19 protein-coding genes and 1 pseudogene are annotated in these 23433 nt (G+C 67.2%); 5 read left to right on the top strand and 15 right to left on the bottom strand.

The window, feature by feature from the left end; genetic code table 11:
* Nucleotides 1-67: 67 nt before the first annotated feature.
* Nucleotides 68-418 carry a hypothetical protein gene (locus G4G28_RS28605; protein WP_308601186.1) on the bottom strand — a complete coding sequence of 117 codons (351 nt, stop codon included), beginning with the start codon at nt 416-418 and terminating at the stop codon, nt 68-70.
* 31 nt (nt 419-449) lie between these two features.
* Here G4G28_RS28605 and G4G28_RS26895 point away from each other — a divergent pair, with 31 nt between their 5' ends.
* From G4G28_RS26895 to G4G28_RS20745, 3 genes are read left to right on the top strand one after another with little or no spacing between them, the layout of a single operon-like run.
* Nucleotides 450-971 carry an FdtA/QdtA family cupin domain-containing protein gene (locus G4G28_RS26895; protein ID WP_229507754.1) on the top strand — a complete coding sequence of 174 codons (522 nt, stop codon included), beginning with the start codon at nt 450-452 and terminating at the stop codon, nt 969-971.
* Nucleotides 972-990: 19 nt separating this feature from the next.
* Nucleotides 991-1422, top strand: coding sequence for a GtrA family protein (locus G4G28_RS20750; RefSeq protein WP_182991913.1), 432 nt, complete (start codon nt 991-993; stop codon nt 1420-1422).
* Nucleotides 1409-3703: a sugar translocase gene (locus G4G28_RS20745; protein WP_202033861.1), complete on the top strand. Its 2295-nt coding sequence runs from the start codon at nt 1409-1411 to the stop codon at nt 3701-3703. The genes G4G28_RS20750 and G4G28_RS20745 overlap by 14 nt, the downstream gene beginning before the upstream one ends.
* A 184-nt stretch (nt 3704-3887) precedes the next feature.
* Here the strand turns inward: G4G28_RS20745 and G4G28_RS20740 are convergent, their stop codons facing one another.
* The 6 genes from G4G28_RS20740 to G4G28_RS20715 form a co-directional block, all read right to left on the bottom strand.
* Nucleotides 3888-4568, bottom strand: coding sequence for a glycosyltransferase (locus tag G4G28_RS20740; RefSeq protein WP_374039747.1), 681 nt, complete (start codon nt 4566-4568; stop codon nt 3888-3890).
* On the bottom strand, nt 4450-6948 hold the full coding sequence (locus tag G4G28_RS20735) for a glycosyltransferase (protein WP_183107783.1): 2499 nt from the start codon (nt 6946-6948) through the stop codon (nt 4450-4452). Before G4G28_RS20735 ends, G4G28_RS20740 begins: the two co-directional genes overlap by 119 nt.
* 149 nt (nt 6949-7097) lie before the next feature.
* Entirely contained in the window at nt 7098-8615 is a 1518-nt protein-coding gene (locus tag G4G28_RS20730) for a bifunctional 2-polyprenyl-6-hydroxyphenol methylase/3-demethylubiquinol 3-O-methyltransferase UbiG (RefSeq protein ID WP_183107782.1), read from the bottom strand.
* A complete protein-coding gene (locus G4G28_RS20725) occupies nt 8612-9832 on the bottom strand; it encodes an ABC transporter ATP-binding protein (protein WP_182991912.1) in 1221 nt (406 codons plus the stop codon). The genes G4G28_RS20730 and G4G28_RS20725 overlap by 4 nt, the downstream gene beginning before the upstream one ends.
* Before the next feature lie 11 nt (nt 9833-9843).
* The gene (locus tag G4G28_RS20720; RefSeq protein ID WP_182989746.1) at nt 9844-10644 is read right to left on the bottom strand and encodes an ABC transporter permease; all 801 of its coding nucleotides are present in this window, start codon (nt 10642-10644) and stop codon (nt 9844-9846) included.
* 248 nt (nt 10645-10892) lie between these two features.
* Nucleotides 10893-11771 carry a sulfurtransferase gene (locus G4G28_RS20715; RefSeq protein WP_182989745.1) on the bottom strand — a complete coding sequence of 293 codons (879 nt, stop codon included), beginning with the start codon at nt 11769-11771 and terminating at the stop codon, nt 10893-10895.
* Nucleotides 11772-11962: 191 nt separating this feature from the next.
* Between G4G28_RS20715 and dnaE the strand changes: the two genes are divergently transcribed.
* Nucleotides 11963-15460 carry a DNA polymerase III subunit alpha gene (dnaE, locus tag G4G28_RS20710; RefSeq protein ID WP_182989744.1) on the top strand — a complete coding sequence of 1166 codons (3498 nt, stop codon included), beginning with the start codon at nt 11963-11965 and terminating at the stop codon, nt 15458-15460.
* On the opposite strand, the gene G4G28_RS20705 is transcribed toward dnaE, so the two are convergent.
* The 8 genes and pseudogenes from G4G28_RS20705 to G4G28_RS20680 form a co-directional block, all read right to left on the bottom strand.
* Nucleotides 15423-16403 carry a hypothetical protein gene (locus G4G28_RS20705; RefSeq protein WP_183107781.1) on the bottom strand — a complete coding sequence of 327 codons (981 nt, stop codon included), beginning with the start codon at nt 16401-16403 and terminating at the stop codon, nt 15423-15425. The genes dnaE and G4G28_RS20705 overlap by 38 nt on opposite strands.
* Nucleotides 16404-16413: 10 nt before the next feature.
* Entirely contained in the window at nt 16414-17664 is a 1251-nt protein-coding gene (locus G4G28_RS20700; protein WP_183107780.1) for a hypothetical protein, read from the bottom strand.
* Between the two features lie 69 nt (nt 17665-17733).
* On the bottom strand, nt 17734-18255 hold the full coding sequence (locus tag G4G28_RS20695) for a hypothetical protein (RefSeq protein ID WP_183107779.1): 522 nt from the start codon (nt 18253-18255) through the stop codon (nt 17734-17736).
* A 371-nt stretch (nt 18256-18626) separates the two neighbouring features.
* Entirely contained in the window at nt 18627-19262 is a 636-nt protein-coding gene (locus tag G4G28_RS20690) for an SAM-dependent methyltransferase (protein WP_183107778.1), read from the bottom strand.
* A gap of 79 nt (nt 19263-19341) precedes the next feature.
* Nucleotides 19342-19614, bottom strand: coding sequence for a galactosyltransferase-related protein (locus G4G28_RS26890; RefSeq protein ID WP_229507753.1), 273 nt, complete (start codon nt 19612-19614; stop codon nt 19342-19344).
* A complete protein-coding gene (locus tag G4G28_RS20685) occupies nt 19581-20018 on the bottom strand; it encodes a glycosyltransferase (protein ID WP_267875254.1) in 438 nt (145 codons plus the stop codon). The genes G4G28_RS26890 and G4G28_RS20685 overlap by 34 nt, the downstream gene beginning before the upstream one ends.
* A gap of 62 nt (nt 20019-20080) precedes the next feature.
* Nucleotides 20081-20170, bottom strand: a pseudogene (locus tag G4G28_RS27650) (glycosyl transferase family 2); the annotation flags it as partial.
* 47 nt (nt 20171-20217) lie between these two features.
* Entirely contained in the window at nt 20218-21492 is a 1275-nt protein-coding gene (locus G4G28_RS20680) for an O-antigen ligase (protein ID WP_183107777.1), read from the bottom strand.
* Nucleotides 21493-21671: 179 nt separating this feature from the next.
* Here G4G28_RS20680 and msbA point away from each other — a divergent pair, with 179 nt between their 5' ends.
* Nucleotides 21672-23432, top strand: coding sequence for a lipid A export permease/ATP-binding protein MsbA (msbA, locus tag G4G28_RS20675; RefSeq protein ID WP_183107776.1), 1761 nt, complete (start codon nt 21672-21674; stop codon nt 23430-23432).
* The last annotated feature ends 1 nt before the right edge of the window (nt 23433 follow it).

Genomic DNA, 23433 nt, shown 5'->3' with positions numbered 1-23433 from the left:
CCGGCCGCGGTACCCGGAGGGGCGATGCAGCGGGGAGGGCGGCGCGGTCGCCGCACTCACATCTTTCCTATTTATGAACGAAAGCGGTAATGTTATGACGCAAGCTGTTTCCCCATTCGTGCACGACGGTGCCGAGGTTGCCGGCGATTGCCATCTGGGCGATTTCGTCGTCGTCTATGCCGGCGCCCGCCTGGCCGGCGGCAGCCGGGTCGAGGGTTTCACCCAGCTCTGGCCTGGCGTGCGTCTCGAGCAGGGGGCGTCCCTGGGCCCCGGCGTGACCTTCGAGCGCGGCGCCGACGGTGCGCCGGCCGACATCGTCGTCGGCGCGGGTGCCCGCATCGGCGCCGGCGCGACGGTGCGCTGCGGCGTGACCATCGGCGGCGGTGCGGTCGTCGAGGCCGGCACGCTGGTGGCACAATCGGTTCCCCCCGTATGCGATCGTCTCGGGCGTGCCGGCGCGCATTACCGGTTACGTCGAGAAGTCGCCGGGCTCGGGTGCCCGCCTGTGGCACAACCAGGCCGAGTTCCCCGAGCGCCAGGCTGTGGTGCCTCTCGGCGTCGGGGACGTGACCCTGCATCGCACGAAGCTGGTGCGCGATCCGCGCGGCGATCTCTCGGTCGGCGAATTCCCGCGCGACATCCCGTTCGACGTCAAGCGCTACTTCCTCGTGTTCAACGTGCCCAGCGAAAAGACGCGCGGCGAGCACGCCCACCACAAGTGCCACCAGTTCCTGCTGTGCGTGAAAGGCAGCTGCGCCGTCGTCGTCGACGATGGCCACGACCGCTGCGAAGTGCTGCTCGAGTCGCCCGACATGGGCATCCACCTGCCGCCGCTGACCTGGGGCATCCAGTACAAGTATTCGAGCGATGCGGTGCTGCTGGTGTTCACCTCGCACTACTACGAGGCCGAGGACTACATCCGCGACTATGCCGAATTCGTCGACATCGTGCGCGGCAAGCAAGCGCAATAATGAAGGACAAGCCTTGACGATGACGCCTGCCGCCAGGGGCCCGGACTGGCAACGCTGGCTGCGTTTCCTGTGCGGAGGCGCGGCCAATACGCTGTTCACCTACCTGCTGTACCTGGGGCTGATCCAGCTGTTGCCCTACCAGGCGGCCTATCTTGCCGCCTACGTCGTCGGCATCGTGCTCGCCTACTGGCTCAATGCCCGCTTCGTCTTCAAGGTGCCCCTGTCCTGGCGCGGGCTGTTCGCGTACCCCGTGGTCTACCTGGTGCAGTACGTGGTGGCGGCCGGCTTGCTGGAGGTGCTGGTGAAGCTCGGCGGGGTGCCGCCGGCCTACGCCCCGCTGGTGGTCACCGCGGTGCTGTTGCCGCTTACCTATCTGATGAACAAAGTCGTGTTGAGGCGCAGTGCGCGCCCGGCCGTCCCGGTACCAGCTTCGAAACATGAAAACCAATAAGCAAAACGTCGGCTCCGTGCTGTTCGCACCCGTATCGATGCGTTCGATCCTGCGCCGCGAATGGCCGTGGTGGCTGGCCGGCGCCATCGTGAGCGTCGTGCTGGCGAGCGTGCTGATGTCCGGCTGGCCGAACGGCTTGCTGCCGGATCTGCGCGTGCCATACAGCTATTCGGGCGATGGCATGAGCCATGCGTGGATGGCACAACGCGTGATCGAAGGCTGGATCTTCGACAATCCCCGCAGCGGCTATCCCTTCGGTTCGAATTTCCTCGACTACCCCGGCTCCGATAGCGGCAACCTGCTGGTGCTCAAACTGCTGGGGCTGGTGACGGATAGCCCGTATGCGGCCGTCAGCCTGTATTTCCTGGCCGGTTTCGCCGTGACCTTTGTCTGTGCCTACGGCGCCATGCGCGCTTTCGGGCTGCATCGGCCGTTCGCACTGGCCGGTGCGATGCTGTTCAATTTCGTGCCCTTCCACTTCCTGCGCTTCGACCACCTGTTCTACACCTGGTATTTCGTGGCCCCCCTGTTTTTCCATATCGCCTTGCGCATCGCGAACGCCTCGCGCGCGGCGCCTCCGGATGGGCCGCAAGGGCGGCTGTCCGGATGGCTCGCCGCGGCGTGCCTGCTTGCGCTGGGCTGCTTCGGCGTGTACTACGCCGCCTTCGGCCTGATCCTGCTGGGGGTCGTGTTCCTGGCGGGGCTGCTGGGGCCGCTCGACCTGAAAGCCGTGCGCCTGGCGGCGCTGGCCATCTGCCTGGTCGTGCTCGGGGTGCTCGCCAATGTCGCACCGAACGTGGTGCACAAGTACCGCAACGGACCGAACCCCGAGGTGGCCCAGCGCAGCGCGGTCGACGCCGAACTGTATGCGTTCAAGCTGGTCCAGCTGGTGTACCCGAGGCCGGACCACCGCAGTTCGCGCGCCGGCAACATGACGAAGCGCTACAACGAGACCTTCCCGCTCGTGAACGAGAACTTTACGTCCAGCCTGGGCGCCGTTGGCGCAGCCGGCTTCCTCGGCATGTTCCTGCTGCTGTGCGCCGTGCTGGCGGGACGCAAGGTCGATCGCAAGCTCCAGCTGGTCGCCTTGCTGAGCTTCGTGCTCTTCATGTTCGGTACCATCGGCGGCTTCGGTTCCCTGTTCGCGCAGCTGGTCACGTCGGCCCTGCGTGGCTGGAGCCGGATCAGCATCTTCATCGCGTTCGGGGCCCTGCTGTTCTTCTTCATGGTACTGCAGGCGCTGTGCCGGCGCTTCCCGGGCGAGCGCCGGCTGGCGCTGGCCGCCGTCGCCGCGGCCGTCACGCTGGTCGGCCTGTACGACCAGACCACGACCGCTTGCCGCAGCTGCATTGCGGCGACGCAGACCCGTTTCGAGCGCGACAGCGACTTCGTTGCCGCCATCGAGCGTTCGCTGGCCCCGGGCAGCGCCGTCTACCAGCTGCCCTACATGCCGTTTCCCGAGGTGCCCAACCAGGTACGCCTGGCAAGCTACGACCTGGCGTCGGGCGTGCTCAATTCGCGCTCCCTGAAGTGGAGCTATGCAGGGATGAAGGGCCGCAACGGCGACGGCTTCTTCCGCGCACTGGCGCAGGAACCGGTCGAGAAGCAAATCAAGGTCATCCGCCGCCTCGGCTTCGCGGGCGTGTATATCGACCGCCGCGGCTATGCCGACAATGGCCAGGCGATCGTCCAGCGCTTCACCGAGGCACTCGGGCACGGTCCCGCCATCGAGCGCGCGGACAAGGAAATCGTGTTCTTCCCGCTCGGGCCCGGCAGCACGCCCCAGGCCGAACTGGCGGGACTGAGCGACGTCGAGCTGGCGGCCAGGGCCGGCTTCATCGCCGACCGGCACGGGCTGCGCTACGAGGCGAGCCTGGCGCAGGGGATCGATTTCAAACGGCCCGACTACCCCATATTCGTCCGGGACATCGCCGGTCTCTCCGTTCCCGAGGCATGGGGACGCTGGACCGACGCGAGCCTCGCGCCGGCCCTGCGCATCGATTTCGCCGCTCCCTTGCCGCGCCGTTTCACGCTGGTGCTCGACGCGCGGCCATTCGGCCCGAATGCGGGACGCGAGCTGATCGTGCGCATGGGAAGCCATACCCTGCGCATCAAGCTGCAGGATGGGCCGGCCGAATACCGGCAGGTGGTGGACCTGGCGGACGAGTCGGTCAGCCGTATCGAACTGGTACCGCCGCAGCCGACGTCGCCGCAGGAACTCGGCCAGAACGGCGACCAGCGCAAGCTGGGCATCGGCATCGCCCGCCTGGCGATCGAGTAGGCGGCAGCAGGCGGTATCGACGGCCGGGGTCTCCCGGCCGTTGTCGTTTCATGGGCAGGATGGGTCCTTGCGGCATGCGCGCCGCAGCCGGAACACGCTGAGCGCGGCGCGCCGCGCAGGCGGCCATGTCATGTGGGAAAAGGTGCCAGCCTGGGCGCGGCGGCGCGCCAGGCCGGCCGGGCGTTCAGGCTGCCGCCGCGAATGCTGTCGCGGGCAGCGACAGGTCGAATCCGGACGGCTCGCCGTCCAGCACGCGCAACAATTGCTCGGCGTTCTGGCGCCAGGTCCGCGACGGCATCGCGCCCGAGCCCGGGACGGTGCCGGCGGCGCGGCGTTCCAGCCAGTCGCGCACCGCGGCGACCAGTGCCGCCGGTTCCATGCCGTCGAAGTAGAGTGCATGCTCCTGTGCGACCTCGCGAAACACCGGCAGGCCACGCGCCAGGATCGGCAGGCCGTAGCGTGCCGCCTCGATCAGCGGCAGGCCGAAGCCTTCGCCTTCGCTCGGTTGCAGCAGGCAGGTGCTGTTGCGGTAGATGGTTTCGAGGAGCTGGTCGTCCACGCCCTGCAGCCACAACAGGCGTTTGCCCGCTTCCGGGTGCTTGCCCAGGCGCTCGACGATGGTCGGGATGGTGCGCCGCTCGGCTTCCGGCAATCCTTTCCAGCCTTCGTTGCCGACGATGACGAGGTTGACCTGTTCGCCCTCCGCCCACAATTGTTCGAACGCGGCCAGGGTCTGCAAATGGCCTTTACGGGGCTCGATCGTGCCCACCATCAGGAAGCTCGGGCGCGCCCGGGGTGGCCGCCATCTCGACCGCCGCCGCGGGGCTGGTGCCGCTTGCAGGGGCGTGGTCGATGTCGGCGCCATGGTGCAGTACCGCCAGCTTCAGCGGGCGTGGCGGCGGGTTGTCCTGCCGTCCCAGCCAGTCCTCGGCCTCGCGCGCGACTGCCGCCGAAATGCACAGCAGGCGGTCGGCATTGGCGGCGATGCAGCGCAGCCAGTTGGCGTGGATGCGCTCGGATTTGCTCGGGAAAAATTCGGGGCGCAGGACCGGCAGCAAATCATGGATCAGGAAATTGATCGATACGCCGTGGGCCCGCAGCTGCGCATAGACGCCGGCGCGGGCCGCTTCGCAGACCGCCACCGGGGAGTAATCGGCGCTGTAGAGGAGGTCGCCGGGCTGGAAGTCGATTGGCGCGTCGTGCAGGGCAGGCGCGTGGATGCCCAGCAGCTGCACCGCGTAGCGGCGCGCGTAGCGGTAGTGCCAGCTGCCGCCCTCGGCGCTCAGGTAGACCGGCTCGATGCGCACGCCATGCTGGCGCAGGCGCAGCAGCTCGAGCAGCTGGGTACGCACGACGCGCTCGATGCCGGTCTTCAGGTCGTGCTGGACGATTGTCGAGACGTCGACCAGCAACTGGCGTGGCGCCAGCGGGGACGGTGCGCGCGCCAGCGCCGCGGCGAGGGTGCGCAAGGCCGTGTCGTCGGCGCCGACCGACGGGAGCGATGCCAGCGCCGGCAGCAGCGCGTGGGAGCTCGACTCGGCCTCGACCATCGCCAGGTCGAGCGCATCGCGGTAGCGCGCGGCGCAGTGGTCCGGGCGATGCTGGCTGCGCAGCAGGTCGCGCGCGCGGCCGCCCAGCTCGTCGCGGCGTTCGCGGTCGCGGTGCAGGGTTTCCAGCGCAGCGACGAGCTCGGCCTTCTCGAAATGGTCGGGCAGCATCCACACGGCGTCGTGCGGCAGGGCCGCCATCGAACCGTTGGCGTTGACGATGGCCGGCAGGCCGTAGTTCATGACATCGAGCACGGCGGCCGAGGTCTCGCCGCGCGAAATGCTGCGCAGCTGGACGCCCAGGTCGGCCGCCTGCAGGTACTGGTGATAGGCGGCGTCGTCGGTCCAGCCGGCGATGCGGACGGTGCGACCGGCGCCGGCATCGTCGATGGTGTCGGTCAGGCGCGCGCCGAACTCGCCGGCGTGGTTGGCGCCGACCAGTACCAGCATGCAGTTCGGATCCTGGTGCAGGCTCGAGGCCAGCCACGCATCCACCAGTACGTCGCTGAGCTTGCTCGGGCCGATATAGCCGAATGTACACACGAGGAAGGTATCGTCGGCGATCCCGAGCGCGGCACGGGCGGCCTGGCGGTCCTGCAGCGCCGGGGCCGCGCGCGGCAGCGGCACCACGGTCCAGTTGCGGGCAGCCTCGGGGCCATACCATTGCTGGGCCAGCTGGAGCGCGTGCTCGGAATGCACGATGATGCGCGTCGCTCCCTCGAGCACCTCGAGGTTGCACGGAAAGTCGTTCATCGCCGCCGCGTGGTTGTCGGGCAGCTGGCTGGCCTGCAGGGCGCCGAAACCGTGCGAGTGGAACAGCGAATCGCTCCAGGCGTTCGGGATCCCGCCGGTCATCTGCTCGTAGGCCAGCACGCTGCTCAGGAAAAAGTCGTGCAGGACCACCACGCCCGGGTGCTGGCTCAGCAGGCCGAACATGTCGCTGTGGAAGGGGCTGTTGCCGAACTGGTAGAGCAGCTGGTCGAATTCGTGCGCGTGCTCGGCCAGCCAGGCGGTATCGTGGCGCGGCAGGGCGGCCAGCGCCGGCGACAGCACGACCTCTTCCTGCTGGACGATCAGGGTGATCTCGAAATCGTCGAGCATGGCCGGCAGCAGCTGGGCCGCGTAGTCGGCAATCCCGGTACGCTCCGGCGGCAGCGGCGTGACGAAGGCGAGCCGGCGCCGGGTGCGGGGAGGAACAGGCGCCGTGTCGCCGCCAGCATGGCGCTGTTCCGGGGCGGCCAGCAGGGCGCGCGCCGCGCCGGCCGGATCGGCCGCATCGCGCTGCAGCACGCGGCGTTCGTCAAGCCGGGCGGCAGCCTGCTCGCGCGCGGCGTCGGACAGCGCCAGCACCAGGTCGGCGCGGCCGAGCAGGGCCAAGCGGCTGTCGCGGAAGACCTGCTCGGCCGCGTCGGACGGCGCGGCGGCAGCCGCGGCCGGGTCGAGCAGCAGCGCAACCAGCGGACCGTGCCCGAATTCGCCGATCGACAGCACGCTGGCGTCGTCGCAGCCGTCGAACGGCCCGCAGGCGAGCACGGCGTCGGCAACCAGCTGCGCGATCGTGAATTCGCGCACCAGCTCGCTGGCACGGCGGCGCTCGGCACTGGCTGCCTGGCGCAGCTGCAGCGGGAGCAGGGGATCGAATACGCGGATGTGCTGCGGCGCCAGCAGGCCGGCCAAGCGTGCACGCAGCTCGGCCACCGGGGCAGGGCGCCGTTGAGCAGGATGCGGAAGCTGTGCGCACCGGGCGCGTGCAGCAGCGCCATGGCAAGCGCGAGCGCGCGCTGGCCCTGGCCGTGTTCGTGGCCATGCAGCTGGGCCGTCTGCAAATCGATGACGATACGCATCAATCAGTCCTTCGGTTTCGATGCCGCGCGCAGGGCGCGGTAGATTGACAGGCTGCGCGGCGACATCTGCAGCGCCAGCGGGTCGATGTCGGCCGGGGCGGCGCTGGCGGCGGCCGCCGGTGCATACATCAGTTGCATCAAGCGGGTATGCAGGCGCGGGAAATGCGTGACCAGGCGGCGCGCGACGCGTTTCAGCGCCGGGCGCCGCAGCACGCCCTGGACGACGCGGCGCACCGGGGCGTAGGCGGGCTGGCGCAGGCGGCTCGTCCTGGCGGCATCGAGCAGCCGGCGCCGGCCACTGCCGAGCATGCGCACGAGGCGCACCTTGATGCCGCCACGCCGCAGCAGCAGCTCGCCGAGTTGGTGGCGCAGCGCCGCCGCTTCCGACTCGGCATGGGTCAGGCGGCCTTCGATCCAGGCCACGTGCTGGGCCAGCCTGGCGCTTTCGTCGACCGCATGCTGGTGCGAGGCTTCCAGCTCGAGGACCCGTGTGCGCAGGCGCTTGACGACGGGTTCGTCGGTTGCCCGCGCGAGCCGCTGTACGTTCTCCTCGAGACCGTCGAGCCGCAGGTCTGCCTGCTCCTGGCTCCGCTCGCATTCGAGCAACCGCTCGCCAAAGCCGGCTTGTGCCGCGGTCAGCAGCGCCTGCTCCTCGCCCAGCCCCACCGTGCTCGCATGCACATGCGCGATCTGGGCGTCGACCGTGGCCAGTTGCTGCTGTACCGCCAGGCCGGTGGCAGTCTGCTGCTCGCGTACGCCAATAAGCTCGCCGCGCAGGGCATCCTGCCCTTGCTGGTAGCGCTGGGCCAGGTCGTGCAGGTCGAGACCATGGGTGGCGGCGAACGCGTTGTCGATGGAGGCCAGGTGCGCGGGCGCGCCCGCTTTCTGGGCCACCACGCTGTAGTCGGGACTGACGCCGGCCAGGACATCGAACAGCCCGACGCCGGCCGCGTCGCGCAGGTGCTCCGCCTCCTGCAGGCGCAGGATCGTGTGGCGCCCGAAGCCGCCGAATTCGACCGCGAATCCCAGCAGCTTCGGCGTCAGTGGCCGCAGGTGGGAGGGATCGTCGTAGAACGACGAGGTGCCGACCACCAGGTTCTCGGGGTTCGGCGTCTCCATGATCAGGAGACCGCCGGGCTGCAGCACCCGCAAGGCTTCGGCGATGAGGGCCTGGACCTGTTCGAACGGGATGTGCTCGACCAGGTGGAAGGCCGACACCACCGCCAGGCTGCCGTCGGGACGGGCGCGCAGCGCCTCCAGCGCATCGCCGTTGACGACCCGCAGGCCGCGTTCGCGGCAGGCGGCCAGCATGCCCTCGTCGAGGTCGACGCCTTCGGCTGCGAAGCCGGCCTGGGTCAGCAGTTCCAGCCACTCGCCGCGGCCGCAGCCGAGGTCGAGCGCGGCTGCGCCCTCGTGCACCAGGGGGCGCACGAAGGGCAGGTACACAGCCAGGCGCGCGCTGATGACGTCGCGGCTGCCGCGGTAGCGGTCCTCGAATGCACGATAGAACCCGCCGCTCATCGCGCGATCTCGAGGTCGGGTTCGAGCCAGGTATTGCCCACGAATGGCTTACGGTTCATGTTCGTCACGATAAAGAGGTAGGCGAGGTCGCGCCATTCATAATTGTCTGCAAGGTGCGTCTCGGTGCTGGTCAGCGCCGTGGTGATCGAATAGCTGCCGTCGCCCAGGTTGAGGGGGAAGCGGAAACGGAACTCGACTTCTTCGCCGGGCCGCAGGTCGGTCAGCGCCTGTTCGAGGTGGTGGGTGTTGGTGCCGTAGATGGGCTGGCCGAGACGGTCCTTGATCATGTAGCCCAGCACCAGGCGCGGCAGCGCGGCATGCACGCGCGCGCGGATGCGCAGGGTAACGGCTTCGCCGACATTGACCATCTCGAGCGGAGCGCCGGCGGCGTTTTCGAGCGTGATCGAGGTGACCGTCGCTTCGCCGCTGCCCGATGTCGTCTGCACGCGGCCTTCACCGGTCACGACCTGCTTGACGCTGGAATTTTCGCGCTCGGCGATGAGCGCATTGTAGTAATCCATCACCTCCTCGGGCGCACCCTGCTTGACCAGGCTGCCGCCGTCGAGCAGCAGGGCGCGGTCGCAGATGGCCTGCATCGCGACCCGGTCGTGGCTGACGATGAGCAAGGTGGTGCCGAGTTCACGAAAGCCCCGGATGCGCTCGAAGCTGCGGTGCTGGAAATAGGTGTCGCCCACCGACAGCGCCTCGTCGATGATCAGGATGTCGGGGCGGCGCGCCGTGGCCACGCTGAAGGCCAGGCGCACCTGCATGCCCGAGGAGTAGACCCGTACCGGCTGGTCGATGTAGTCGCCGATGCCGGCGAATTCCTCGATCTCCGGCATCAGCTCGTCCATGTCCAGGGCCGTCAGGCCGATCAGCTGGCCGGCCATGTAGGCGTTCTGGCGTCCGGTGAATTCGGGGTGGAAGCCCATGCCCAGTTCGAGCAGGGCGGCCACGCGGCCGTGCATGGTGACGCCGCCGGTGGTCGGCTGGGTGGTGCCGGTAATGAGTTTGAGCAGGGTGCTCTTGCCGGCGCCGTTGATCCCGATGATGCCCACCGCTTCGCCCGGGGCCAGCTGGAAGCTGATGTCGCGCAGCACCCATTTGAGCGTGTGCCGGGGGCCGCGGAAGGGCAGCAGCCATTCCCGCAGGCGCGCCGAGCGCGTGTGGTACTGCTTGTACGCCTTGCCCAGGTGCGAGACGATAACACTGCCCATCACGCTGCCCCTCATAGTTCGTCCACCATTTCGCCGGCGCGCTTGCGGAACAGCAGCAGGCCGAACACGCACAGCAGCAGCGACAGCAGCGCCACCGGCCACAGGCTGGCCCAGTCGGGCAGGGCGCCGTGCACCAGCACGGTCTGGTAGGCCATGACGAGGGTCGCCATCGGGTTCCACACCAGCCAGGCGCGCACTTCCGGCGGCAGCGCCGTCACCGGGTAGACGATCGGGGTGAACCAGAACCAGAACTGCAGCAGGATGGCGAAGAACTGGCCGACGTCGCGGAAGAAGACGTTCAGTACGCCGACGATGATGCCGAGCGAAATGGCGAACACGATCTGGATCAGCAGCACCGGCAGCAGCGCCAGGAACACCCAGCCCGGGAAGGAGCCGGACAGCACCAGGAACAGCGTGAACAGGCCGAACACGATGCCGAAATTGACGAGGGCATTGAGCACGACGATGATCGGCAGGCACAGGCGCGGGAACTGCAGTTTTTTCAGCAGGTTCGCGTTCTCGAGGAAGACGGTCTGGCTGCGCCCGGTAATCTCGGCAAACAGGGCCCAGGTGAGGGTGCCGGCGCACAGGTAGATGCTGTAGGCATAGGGCGAAATCGAACCGGCCAGGCGGTTGCCCATGACTTGCGAGAACACCAGCGTATAAACCAGGATCATCGCCAGCGGATTGAGCACGGTCCAGACGGCGCCCAGCATGGAATTGCGGTACTTGGCCTGGAATTCGCGCTTCACGCTGCCGCTGATGAAGCCACGGTAGCGCCAGACGCTGCTGAGCAGGGAAGGGGAGATCATGCTGGCGCGCCCCTGTATGCGCGCGGGAGCGCGGCACCGACCGAAGACAGGATCATAAAGAGCAGAAAGAATCACATACCGCCGCGTCTGCGTTGCCGGCAATGCTGCTCAAATGCCCTGGCGTGCTGGCTGCGGCAGAATCCGAAAGCCTGAAAATTTAAACAACAATTATAACACGACAATATCGGCATTCCCGCGCCACGCAGGGGCGTGTGCGCGGGCCGGGTGGCCGGTGTTCCAGGCTACGGTCAGGCTGCCGCGCCCGCTGCGCCTGTTGCGTCTGCTGCGCCTGTGGCGCAGTGCGGGCAGGACACCCCATAGACGTACTCGGGGGCGAGCTGCTGGCGCGGCGTGACGACGGCCCGGCAGGCGAAACACTGCACCGTCTCGGTCGGCTCGAGTTTCGGATTGAGCGCGGTGCGGTAGTCGAACACGAAGCAGTCGCCGGTATAGTGGTCGCCGCCGACTTCCTCGAAATACTTCAGGATGCCGCCCTCTAACTGATAGACGTTGTCGTAGCCGATGTTCTGCATGTGGATCGCCGCCTTTTCGCAGCGGATGCCGCCGGTGCAGAAGGTCACCACCGTCTTGCCATCGAAATCTTCCTTGTGCGCGGCGATCACTTCCGGGAACTCGGTGAACTTCTTGATGCGATAGTCGACTGTATTCGTGAAGGTGCCGACATCGACTTCGAAGTCGTTACGGGTGTCGACCATCACGACCGGCTTGCCGGCGTCGTCGTGGCCCTGGTCGAGCCAGCGCTTGAGGGTCTTTGCTTCGACCGCCGGCGCACGGCCGAGTTCCGGCTTGATCAGCGGCATGCGCATCGTGATGATTTCCTTCTTGATCTTCACCAGCATGCGTTTGTGCGACTGCTCGGTCGACAGGCTTTCCTTGACTTCCAGGTCGGCCAGGCGTTCATCGCTGCGCACCCAGGCCAGATACGCGTCGATCTGCTCGCGCGGGCCGGACACGAACATGTTGATGCCCTCGGGCGTCAGCAACACGGTGCCTTTCAGGCCCAGATCCGTGCACTGCGCCTGGTACTGGGCGCGCAGGTCTTCCAGGTTGTCGAGGGTGATGAATTTGTAGGCGGCGATATTGACGTGGGTGGTAGCGGAGGACATGGCGGCAGGGTGCAAAAGTCAGGCCGACATTATAGAGCAGGCCGTGCCGTCGCATCCATCCCGCCATCCTTTTCCGCCGCCATTGCCGCTGCCGGCGCCATGCGTTGCGGACCTTGTTGCAGCTTTGCAACTGCGGCCAGCCGGGTCAGCCGGCCATACCCCGGCGCGGTCGGGCAGGGTAAAATGACAGGATGACTTCCCCGACTTTCACCCACCTGCGCGTCCACTCCGAATACTCCATCGTGGACGGCCTGGTGCGCATCGACGACCTGGTCGGCGCCGCCGCCAAGGACCAGCAACCGGCCCTGGCCGTCACCGACCTGGCCAACATGTTCTGCATGGTGCGGTTCTACAAGGCGGCGCGCGGCAAGGGGATCAAACCCATCGTCGGGGTCGATGCCTGGATCACCAACGACGACAACCGCGAGAAGCCCTTCCGCCTGCTCATCCTCGCAAAAAACCGCACCGGTTATCTGCAGCTGTGCGACCTGCTGTCGAAAGCCTGGCTCACCAACCAGTACAAGGGCCGCGCCGAGATCCGCGTCGAATGGCTGGAGGCGTTGGCCACCACCGTCTCGACGCTGGAGCCGGAAGTCAATCAGGCGAATGCCCTGATCGTGCTCTCGGGCGCCTGCTTCGGCGACGTCGGCCAGGCCCTCGAGCAGGGCGATGTTGTGCGCGCCGAAAAGGCGGCCGAACGCTGGGCGCGCATCTTCCCCGGCCACTTCTATATCGAGATCCAGCGCGCCGGCGGCGCCAACCAGGAAGCGGCCGTGCGCCATTCGGTGGCGCTGGCCGGGCGCATGGGGCTGCCCGTGGTGGCGACCCACCCGGTGCAGTTCATCCGCAAGGACGAATTCATCGCCCACGAAGCGCGTACCTGTATCGCCGAGGGCGAGATGCTGGCCAATGCCAAGCGCGTGCGCCGCTTCAACGAAGAGATGTGCTTCAAATCGCAGGCGGAAATGGCGGAATTGTTCCACGACCTGCCGGGCGCGCTCGCCAATTCGGTCGAAATCGCCAAGCGCTGCAATGTCGTCCTCACGCTCGGCAAACCGCAGCTGCCGGACTTCCCGACGCCGGCCGGCATGACCATCGACGATTTCCTCGTCGCCGAGACCAAGAAGGGCCTGGAGGAGCGCCTCGAGCAGCTGTTCCCGGACCCGGCCAAGCGCGAGGCCGAGCGCCCGCGCTACGAAGCGCGCCTGGAGTTCGAGAACCAGACCATCATCAAGATGAAGTTCCCGGGCTACTTCCTGATCGTTGCCGAGTTTATCCAGTGGGGCAAGAACAATGGCGTGCCGATCGGCCCGGGCCGCGGCTCGGGTGCGGGCTCGCTCGTCGCCTACGCGCTGAAAATCACCGACCTCGATCCATTGAAGTACAACCTGCTCTTCGAGCGCTTCCTGAACCCGGAACGCGTCTCGATGCCCGACTTCGACATCGACTTTTGCCAGGAAAAGCGCGAACTGGTCATCCAGCACGTGAAGGACCTGTATGGCCGCGACGCGGTCTCGCAGATCGCCACCTTCGGTACCATGGCGGCCAAGGGCGCGATCCGCGACGTCGGCCGCGTGCTCGACTTCGGCTACAACTTCTGCGACGGCATCTCGAAACTGATTCCGTTCAAGCCGGGCAAGCAGGTCTCGATTGCGGAAGCGATCGAAGAAGAGCCGATGCTCAAGGAACGGCAGGAAAACGAGGAAGAGGTCAGGCAGCTGCTCGAGCTGGCGCAGCAGGTCGAAGGCATCACCCGCAACATCGGCATGCACGCCGGCGGCGTGCTGATCGCGCCGGGCAAATTGACAGACTTCTGCCCGCTGTACACCCAGGGCGGCGATACCGGCGTCGTCTCGCAATACGACAAGGACGACGTGGAAGCCGTGGGCCTGGTGAAGTTCGACTTTCTGGGCTTGACCACGCTGACGATCCTGGACCGCGCGGTGAACTACATCCGGGCGCTCGATCCGGCCGACGCCGAATTCAACCTGGAATCCTTGCCGCTGAACGACCGGCCTTCGTACAAACTGCTGTCGGATGCGAAGACCGTCGCCATCTTCCAGCTGGAGTCGCGCGGCATGCAGGGCATGCTGAAGGACGCGCGTCCCGACCGCTTCGAGGACATCATCGCGCTGGTCGCCTTGTACCGTCCGGGCCCGATGGACCTGATTCCCGACTTCTGCAAGCGCAAGCACGGCGAGAAGTTCGACTATCCCGATCCGCGCACCGAGTCCATCCTGTCCGAGACCTACGGCATCATGGTCTACCAGGAGCAGGTCATGCAGATGGCGCAGATCGTCGGCGGCTATTCGCTGGGCGGCGCCGACATGCTGCGCCGCGCGATGGGTAAAAAGAAGGCCGAGGAGATGGCCGAGCACCGCGAGATCTTCCGCGCCGGTGCCGCCAAGGATGGGCTGTCGACCGAAAAAGCGGACGAGATCTTCGACTTGATGGAGAAGTTCGCGGGCTACGGTTTCAATAAATCGCACGCCGCCGCCTACGCGCTGCTGTCCTATCACACGGCTTACCTGAAGGTGCACCACACCGCCGCGTTCATGGCAGCCAACATGTCGCTGGCGATGGAAGACACGGACAAGATCAAGATCCTGGTCGAGGACGCGATCGATGTCTGCAAGCTCACCTTGCTGCCGCCGGACGTGAACGAATCGCAGTTCCGCTTCACGCCCGAGGGCGAGGCACCGTCCGTCACCGGCAAGCGCGTCACCAACATCCGTTACGGCCTCGGTGGCGTGAAGGGTGCGGGGCAGGGCGCGATCGAGGCGATCATCGCGGCTCGGACTGCCGGCGGCAAGTTCACCAGCCTGTTCGACTTCTGCAAGCGCGTCGACCGCAAGCAGATCAACCGCCGCACCATCGAGTCCCTGATCCGCGCCGGTGCCATGGATTGCTTCGGCGTCGACCGCGCGATCCTGCTGGCCTCCGTCGCCTTCGCGGTCGAAGTGGCCGACCAGGCCGCGGCCTCGGCCAACCAGGTCAGCCTGTTCGGCGGCGACGACAGCGACATGGTCGCGCCACCGGAATACGTCAAGGCGACTCCGTGGACCGACCGCCAGAAGCTGTCGGAAGAGAAGATCGCGCTCGGCTACTACCTGTCGGGCCACATGTTCGACTCGTTTGCCCAGGAAGTGCGGCGCTTTGCCAAGACGAAATTGAAAGACCTGGAACCCTCGCGCGAGCCGCGCATGCTGTGCGGCGTGATCAGCGGGGTGCGCACCCAGATGACCCAGCGCGGGAAAATCCTGATCGTGGCGCTGGACGACAAGACCGGCGTGGTCGAAGTCACCGTCTACAACGAGGTGTTCGAGGCCAACAAGAACATGTTCAAGGAGGACGAGTTCCTGCTGGTGGTCGGTAAAGTGTCCGAAGACCGCTTCAACGGCGGCCTGCGCATCACGGCCGAAAAAGTGTTCGACCTGGCTGCCGCGCGCATCCACTACGGCCACAAGCTGGAAATGGACATCGCCTGCACGGTGAGCCCGGCGAAGATGGCCGAGGTGCTCAGCCCCTACCGCAACCCGGACGGCCTGCCGGTCAGCCTGCGCGTGAAGCCGCAAGGCGTCGAGTGCATCATGCAGCTGGGCGACGAGTGGCGCGTGGCGCCGTCGGATGCGCTCAAGCTGGCGCTCGAGCTCAACCTGGGGGCGAAGGACGTGGCCGTCGAGTATTGAGATCCCGGCGGAGGCCGCGCTCGCGAGTGCGGCCTCCGCAGGCGGCTGCAACGGCTGCTGTCATGCAGGCGAGGCACGAATGGCGATACCGAAGCCGCCGGCAGGCTCTCCCCGTTGAACTGCAAGACCTCAAAGCGGAAAACGCGCCGGGCTGAAGCTCATGACCCGGCTCGACCGAGAGCACCAGCTCGCGCGCTTCGCCCGGCCGCAGGTAAAAGCGGTGGCGCAAGCCGTTTTCTCCGGCCGGCCGGGCGCCGTCAGGCAAGCCCTCCAGCCGAAACAGCGCATTCGTCTGCACCGGCTCGGTGTGTTCGCGGTCGGCGAACGCCATGCTTTTCCGGAAGTCGACAGGCTGGATGAGGAGTTCGCACACCGTTTCCTCCGCCAGCGGATTGGTCGCCAGGAAAGGCAGCAGTTGCATTGCCGACGCCGCAACGGCCACCAGGTTGTGCTGGGCCCAATGCCGGTCCCGGACGGGGTCGGCAATCTCCACGGCTTTTCCGGCAATCTGGGTCGTCGGCGGCATGTCCAGCGCATGCCACACCTTGGCCAGCAGGCAGATGTGGGATGGCGCGCTGGCCGGGATGGTAGCGGTCATCGGCGCCGTCGTGTTGCGGGCGCCATGCGAAGGCAGGGGCACCGTGGCGAAGCCGATGAACCTGGACGGATCGGGCACGGTTGTCCCGGAGAGGGGCGGCGACCACCAGAGGGCGACCATGGCAATCGACGCGCTGTTGCCGCCTTGCCAGTTGGCGACGGTCACCCTGGCACTCAAAGGGGCACCGGGACGGTAAGGCGTATCGACCTGGATCCCCGGGCACAGGTAGTAGGGAATCCCGCCGGGCACCGGGCGGTCGATCCCGGTATCGTCACCAAAACCGGAGGGCGGCGGATAGCAGGGAACGAACAGGACCGGCCGGTCGTTGAAGTCGTTGTTGGGCATGGCGGTCTCCTCAGGTCTCGGGATAGGGCAGGGGGCGCACGCTCACCGGATCGCTGGCGATCGAACCGTCGACCGCCCAGCAGGGATGCCGGACGCCCCGGTCCGCATCGAGGTCGAGGTTGTCGGCATCGAAGTCGCCGCGCGCGATCTGCAGCCACGACTGGAGGGCGCTGTCGCATGCAGTCGGCAGCACCCCGTTCGGCCCGACCGGTCCGATAAAGGCGTCCGGCCGCGCGTCGGCCAGGTACGGGCCCCAGCCGGAGGCGGGGTGTTCGGTCACGGCCGGCGGATAACGGTAGAAGTTTGCCGGAGGATCCGGGTCGGGGCGCAGCGGCAGCGCCGCGGGCGTCGGCGGGATGGCGAGGAACTGGGCATATGCCGGGTTCTCGAGCAGGCCGTCCGGATAGATCAGGCCATGGATCGCCAGCACCGCGCGTGCCTTGGACAGGCCTTCCCACAGGTGGTTCTGCAGGTCGAACAGGTAGCCCACCATGCGCGTCATCTGGTCGACCGTGGCCAGCTTGCCGAACTCTTCGGCCGTCAAGCGCTGGCCCTGGCTGGCGGCCCATTCCATCTGCTCCTGGCTGGGACGGTTCGCATCGCTGAAGTTATCCCAGATTTCGTCCCACACGAGGCAGCGGTCACCCTCGCTCCAGACGACGATGCAGGGAATGAAGCCGCCGCCCAGGAAGGTGATCGCGGCGATCACCCCCATCCAGAAACTGCCGCAGCGTTCGCCCGTCGTCGGCGCCTTGTCCGACTCGGTCGGCGTCGTGTGCGGGGTGCCGGAGTGATTGGTCGGATGCAGCGGCGGCGGCTGCCCGGGACCATCCGCGTAATTCGAGGCCGCGACCGAAAACAGTGGCGGCGCCGGGTTCGCCGGGTCGCCGTACAGCTTGGCCAGGAAGGCCGGCAGCGGCAGGGCGGGCGCGGGCGGCATGGCGAAGCTGTCGAGCAGTTCCAGGTGGCGCACCAGGCGCGTGTAGCCTAGCTGCAGGTCGGGCGGCGCGGGCGTACGGGCCGGGTCATAGGTTTCGAGCAGGGCCGTGCCCAGCAGCGATTCGAGCGATGGCGGCAGGACCGGTGCACCGGCGCCGGAGCCGAAGCGGATCAGCTTGGCGATGGCCGCAGGGCCGGGCAGGCCGGGGTCAAGGGCTGCGAACCAGCTGCCGACGGCATTGCGGGCAATGCGGTCGCGGGAAGCGGTGCATGCGGCGCGGACCGCCGACGACCTGGCCCAGGTAGGCCGAGCCGCAAGCATTGGCGCCGTAGCCGGAGAGCAGCCCAAAGGCGAAGGCGCGGTCGGCGGCATTGCCCGCGGCACGGTAGCTCATGCGTACCATGGCATCGGTGCGCCGCGCCAGGAAGATGTCGCCCCATCCCCGGACGGGATGTCGCGGTCGGCCTGGCGCGGGTGTTCCGGAATGTGCGCGAGGCGCATCACGTCGGCCCTGAGCGCTTCGATTGCCTCGCCCGCCTGCTGGACAATGGGCGCCTGCTGGCGAAACTGCGCGACGCCGTCATTGAATTTGTCGGCAGCGCCCGGCGCGGCCGGGTCGAGCAGGGCCGATTCGATGTCGGCGCGGCTTGCGCCGACGACCGCGTACAGGTCCAGGCCCTGCCGCCACAAGTCGGCGGCACGCGTCAGCAGGGACAGCTCGCTGCCGTCCGACGCGGCATGCGCCAGCAGGTGGTCCGCCAGCGCGCCCAGCACGGCACTGGCGCGTTCCCCTTTCAGTTGGTCGAGCTGTTCGTCCCGCTTCGCAGCGAGGCCGGGATCGCTCAGCGGTAAGGTGCCCAGCGTCTTTTCGCATGCCGCCAGGGCCGTCAAATGTGCACGATAGTCGATCATGGCGCCTCCGATCGAATGTGGTTTGACACGTTCTTGTCAGGGAAGTCGGGAGCGGCGCGTGCCGCGCCGCGGTTGACCGTGCAAAGCGCGCCTTGCACGTGTGGCAGAAAAATCGCCGAGGATGGATTGCCTGTTTTATCGTTGGAGTATAGGCGCCCGGGGTTTGGCGGCTTTCACGATCATCAAGGTTTGAGAAAGATCAAAGACTCTAGCCGTGGTTCCTTGCACCCGGGATTTTGCTGCCGCAGGCAATGAGCCGGCGAGCATCAAGGCGGGGAAACACGGCGCACAGGCGCCCGGGGCGCCGGCGTCTGCTGGCGCGTTTCACTATTGCAGGGTCTTGAAATGCGCGGATTGTCCCGCTTGCACTCTCAGCGCGGGTAGGTAAACCCGGTGCGGATATCCATCGGCAGCAGGCGCCCGCCTTCGCGCACGTACAGGCGCTGGGGCGGCTCGTCGCCGGCAAGGGCACGCGCGAACATGGCGAGTCCTTCGCCCTTGCGCAGCAGTTCGTCGCAGCGTTCGTAGACGTTCTGGCAGCCTGTCGCCTTGATCAGCGCCTGCACCACGGCCACCTTCCACAGCTCGACTCCGGCCGCATTGAACTGGCAAACCAGGTAGCCGGCGGCGCCGCCATAGCTGTGCACCAGCAGGCCCGATAAACCGTCCTTGTCGCCGTCGACCAGCTGCACCAGCGCCTGCGGATCGGCGATGTGCCAGGCGGTGGCACGGCGGTCGAACGCGGCCTGCACGCGGCGCTTGATCAGCGCATGGTCGACCGGCTCGTCCTCGCGCAGGGTCCAGACGCGGGCGGCGATCTGCGACCTGGCGTTGTAGGCGGCACGTGCCAGGAACTGGCGCGACGAGGACTGCACGATCGCCGTGGCGCCGGGCTTGTTGCGCTCCTGCGGCTTGCCGTCGACTTTCTCGATGGCGGAGAGATAGATCCAGGGGTCGCCGGCCAGCAGGCCTTTTTCCTTACCCTGTTTGATGGTGATGATGAGCATGCGCGGCTTTCGTTTTCAGGAGCGGGATGATACAGCAAGCGCGGGGCCGCCGAGGCCGATCCGCGCCGCCGGACCCGTGTCAGACCGTCACGCCGTGCTCGCGCAATCCGCGTGCGGCCTGCGTTTCCTTCGTCTTCATCCGCTCGAGCACGATGTGCTGGTTGCTCGAGGCCTGGTCGCGCTTGGCTTCGCGGTGCCAGAGGTGGAAGATCTCGGTGGAGAAGGCGCCATCCTTGCGCATCACGCCGGCGTGGAACAGGCGCGCCACCGCGTCGGAGTCTTCGTAGCCCCAGCCGCGGAAGCTCTCATCGAAGCCGTTCACGCGTTCCAGGTCGCTGCGCCAGAAGGCCATGTTGCAGCCCTTGATGCGGCGGAAGCTGAAGCGGTGGCGGCGGCGGCCGATGTCCGGCAGCTTGAGCAGCAGCTGCGCCGCCTTGCCCAGGCCCCTTGCAGGCGGTAGCGCAGTTTGTCGGCCAGCGTGAGCGACTGCAGGTCGATGCCTTCGGCCAGCACGCGCGCGCTGAATGCCTGGCTCAGCAGGATGCGGCTGCCGGTGACCATGTAGCCCGGCTCGGCCAGCTTGCGGTGCGCGGCAATGAAGTCGCGCTGGGGCACGCAGTCGCCATCGAGGGTGATGATGTAGTCGCCGGTGGCGGCCAGGATGCCGTTGTTGCGCGATTCGGCCAGGCGGAAACCGTCGTCGGGCTGCCACACATGGCGCAGCGGCACCGGCGAGCGTGCGGCCAGTTCCGCCACCGGGCGCGGGTCGGCTCGCCCGAGCCGTCGTCGGCGATGATGATCTCGAAATTGCGGTCGGTCTGGCGGAAGCAGGCCTCGACGCAGGCGCGCAGCGCCTCGGGCCAGTTGTAGGTCGCAATGATGAGCGAGATGCGGGTATCGTTGTTCATGGTGGGGCGCAGGCTGGAAGGCCGGACGTGATGCTCTATCGAAACGTCTATTCTGAAGCCTCACGCTGCCGAACGCAATGCGCATACAGGGCGCCAGCGAGCAGCAGGAACCAGTATGCCTCGGTCGGGTCCCACAGCAAACTGTTGAACAGTGACGTCACGCCGTAGATGGCCAGCAGCAGCGCCAGCACGTCGCCGTGCGGGTTCCTGCGCGCAAGCGCGGCCCGGACCAGCGCGACGAACAAGGCGACATACAGCGCCAGGCCGGCAATGCCGAGCTGCACGGTCAGCAGCAGGGGTTCGCTGTGCGGCTGGTTGCGCACACCGCTGACATCCCGGATGCCGTGCCAGATGCGCAAGGCTTCGGGCTGGTAGAGCGTGGCGAAGGAGCCGGTGCCATGGCCGAACAGCGGCCGCTCGGCCACGGCCAGCGCGCCGACGCGCATGTAGCTCATGCGCACGCCGTTGGGCGAGGCTTCCACCCGCTGCGTCACTTCCCTCACCAGCTCGTTCGTGCGGGTCTGGAAATTCGGCGACAGCAGGTAGACGCCGACGAACAGCGACGACATCGCCGCCGTCACCAGCGCACTGCCCAGCAGCGTCACCCGTCCGCGCAGCAGGTAGACGGCGAACATCCCGACGAACAGCCCGACATAGCCGGTGCGCCCGTTGCCGATCAGGATGGGCAGGGTGAAATAGAGGCCCAGGGCGATGGCGGCGAGGCGCAGGCGGCGCTCGATGGGGTAGGTCGCGGCCAGGAAGCTGGCGCAGGCCGCGAACGACAGCAGGATGCCGATCGTGATGTGGTTGCGGAAGACAAACGGGTCGCTGGCGTCGCCCACGCGCCACCAGCCCAGGCTCGAGGTCGGCATCGCGTGCAGGGCCGTCAGGTAGACCGAGGTGGCCAGCACCGCGCAGCCGGCCAGCGACCAGCGCAGCGCGCGCGTGGACAGGCGCGGCGCGCGCCAGCACAGGCACAGTGCGATCGGCAGCACCAGCAGCTTGGTGTACTTGCGGACGGCGTTGAACAGGTCGTCCTGCGGCGCGATTGTCCAGGTGCAGCCCAGCAGGATCATGCCCAGCAGGGCGAGCGCCAGCAGCGCCGGCGGCGAACGCAGGGGACTGGCAAGCGCTGGCGTGGCGACGATCGCCAGGATGAACACGATCAGGGAGAGGCCGATGAACAGGTTCATCAGCGCGGTCGAAAACGGCACGGTGAACACTGCCAGCAGCAGCAACGCGCGTGCCAGCCCTTCGATTCGCCCTGCGGGGGGACCGTCGGTTGTCGCGGGAGCGCTGAAGGGGGCGAACCAGGCCTGCATGTGTCTTCCTTTTCTCGAAGCTGCCGGAGCGCTGTGGCAGCGAGCCCGGCAAAACTGTCGCATTGTACCTTAGGCAATACCGGGCCCTTTGGCCGATCCGTGCGCCGCGTGGCCGTCCGCACCCGGACTGGAGTATGCGAAAATGGCGAGTTGATCCTCCCTGGGGCCTGCCGCCCATCATGGCGCGCCGCGGCGCCACCGCACCGGAACAAAGCAAATTGGAAAACAGTGTCATCGTCAAGCGCCTGTGGGCGTTCATCAAACCGTACAGCAGCCGCGCCTACATGGCCCTGCTGGCCATGGCGCTCACGGCCGCTACCCAGCCGCTGCTCGGCAAGGCCCTGCAGCTCCTGCTCGACAAGGGCTTCAAGAACAAGGTCGAATTCTCGCTCTGGTGGATTCCGGCGATCCTGGTCTCGATCTTCATCCTGCGCGGCATCGGTACCTTTTCCACCGCCTACCTGAACAACTGGGTCATCAGCCGCGTCCTGAACGACTTGCGCGCCCAGCTGTTCGACCGCCTGCTGCGCCTGCCGGTGGCGCGCTTTCATGAAGAATCGACGGGCAAGATCATCAACACCGTGATCGGCGACGTGCGCCAGGTCGTGGACATGATCAATTCCGTGTTCATCGCCTGCGTGCGCGACGTGCTGGTGGTGCTCGGCCTGCTCGGCACCCTGCTGTACCTGAACTGGAAGCTGACGCTGGTGGCCATCGTCGTGATGCCGCTCACCGCCGTCATCGTGCGCACCACCACCGGGCGCCTGCGCCACCTGCACCGCGAGAACCAGCGCGTCACCGCCGAGATGACCCAGGTCGTGGAGGAAGCCGCGCGCGGGCACCAGGTGATCCGCGTGTTCTCCGGCGAGCGCTACGAGCGCCAGCGCTTCGACACCCGCAGCCGCGCGCTGCTCGGCTTTTCCCAGCGCAGCACGGTGGCCTTTGCCGCCACCGCGCCGGTAACCCAGATCGCGACCTCCATCACGCTGTCGCTGGTCATCGTGCTGGCGATCCGGGCCAACATGACGGTCGGCGAATTCACCCAGTTCGTGACGATGATGCTGATGCTGCTCACGCCGCTCAAATCCCTGGCGGAGGTGAATGGCCCGATGCAGCGCGGGATCGCCGCCGCCGAGACCGTGTTCGAGATGATCGATTCGCCGATCGAGCAGGATACCGGCACCCGCACGATCGGCAAGGCCGTCGGCCACCTCCAGTTCGAGAACGTCTCGTTCCGCTATCCCGGCGCGGCCGGCCTGGCGCTGCAGGACGTCAGCCTCGACATCGAACCGGGCAAGACGGTGGCGCTGGTGGGCATCTCGGGCGGCGGCAAGTCGACCTTCGTCAACCTGGCGACCCGCTTCTACGATCCGGAAGGCGGGCGCGTCCTGCTCGACGGGATTCCCTACCGCGACCTGACCCTGGCCAGCCTGCGCGCCCAGCTGGCGATGGTGAGCCAGAACGTGGTGCTGTTCGACGACACGCTGGCCGCGAACATCGCCTATGGCGTGGAGCGCATCGACTACGAGCGCCTGGCTGCCGCGGTCAAGGCGGCGCACCTGACGGACGTCGTCGCGCGCCTGCCGGACGGGGTCGAGTCGATGATCGGCGAGAACGGCATGCGCCTGTCGGGCGGCCAGCGCCAGCGCGTGGCGATCGCGCGCGCGATCTACAAGGACGCGCCGATCCTGATCCTCGACGAAGCGACGTCGGCACTCGACAACGAATCCGAGCGGGCCGTGCAGGCAGCGCTGGACGGCCTGATGGCCGGGCGCACCACGATCGTGATCGCGCACCGCCTGTCGACCATCGAGCGCGCCGACCGCATCGTGGTGATGGAGCAGGGCCGCATCGTCGAGCAGGGCACGCACGATGAGCTGCTGGCCCGGGGCGGCATGTACGCCAACCTGTATCGCCTGCAGTTCACGGCGCAGGAGTGAG

It is taken from the genome of Massilia sp. Dwa41.01b (genome assembly GCF_014171775.1).
In the GTDB taxonomy this organism is placed as follows: domain Bacteria; phylum Pseudomonadota; class Gammaproteobacteria; order Burkholderiales; family Burkholderiaceae_D; genus Telluria.
The sequence above is the reverse complement of the archived record's forward strand: the minus strand, read 5'-3'. Positions and strand labels throughout refer to the sequence as shown.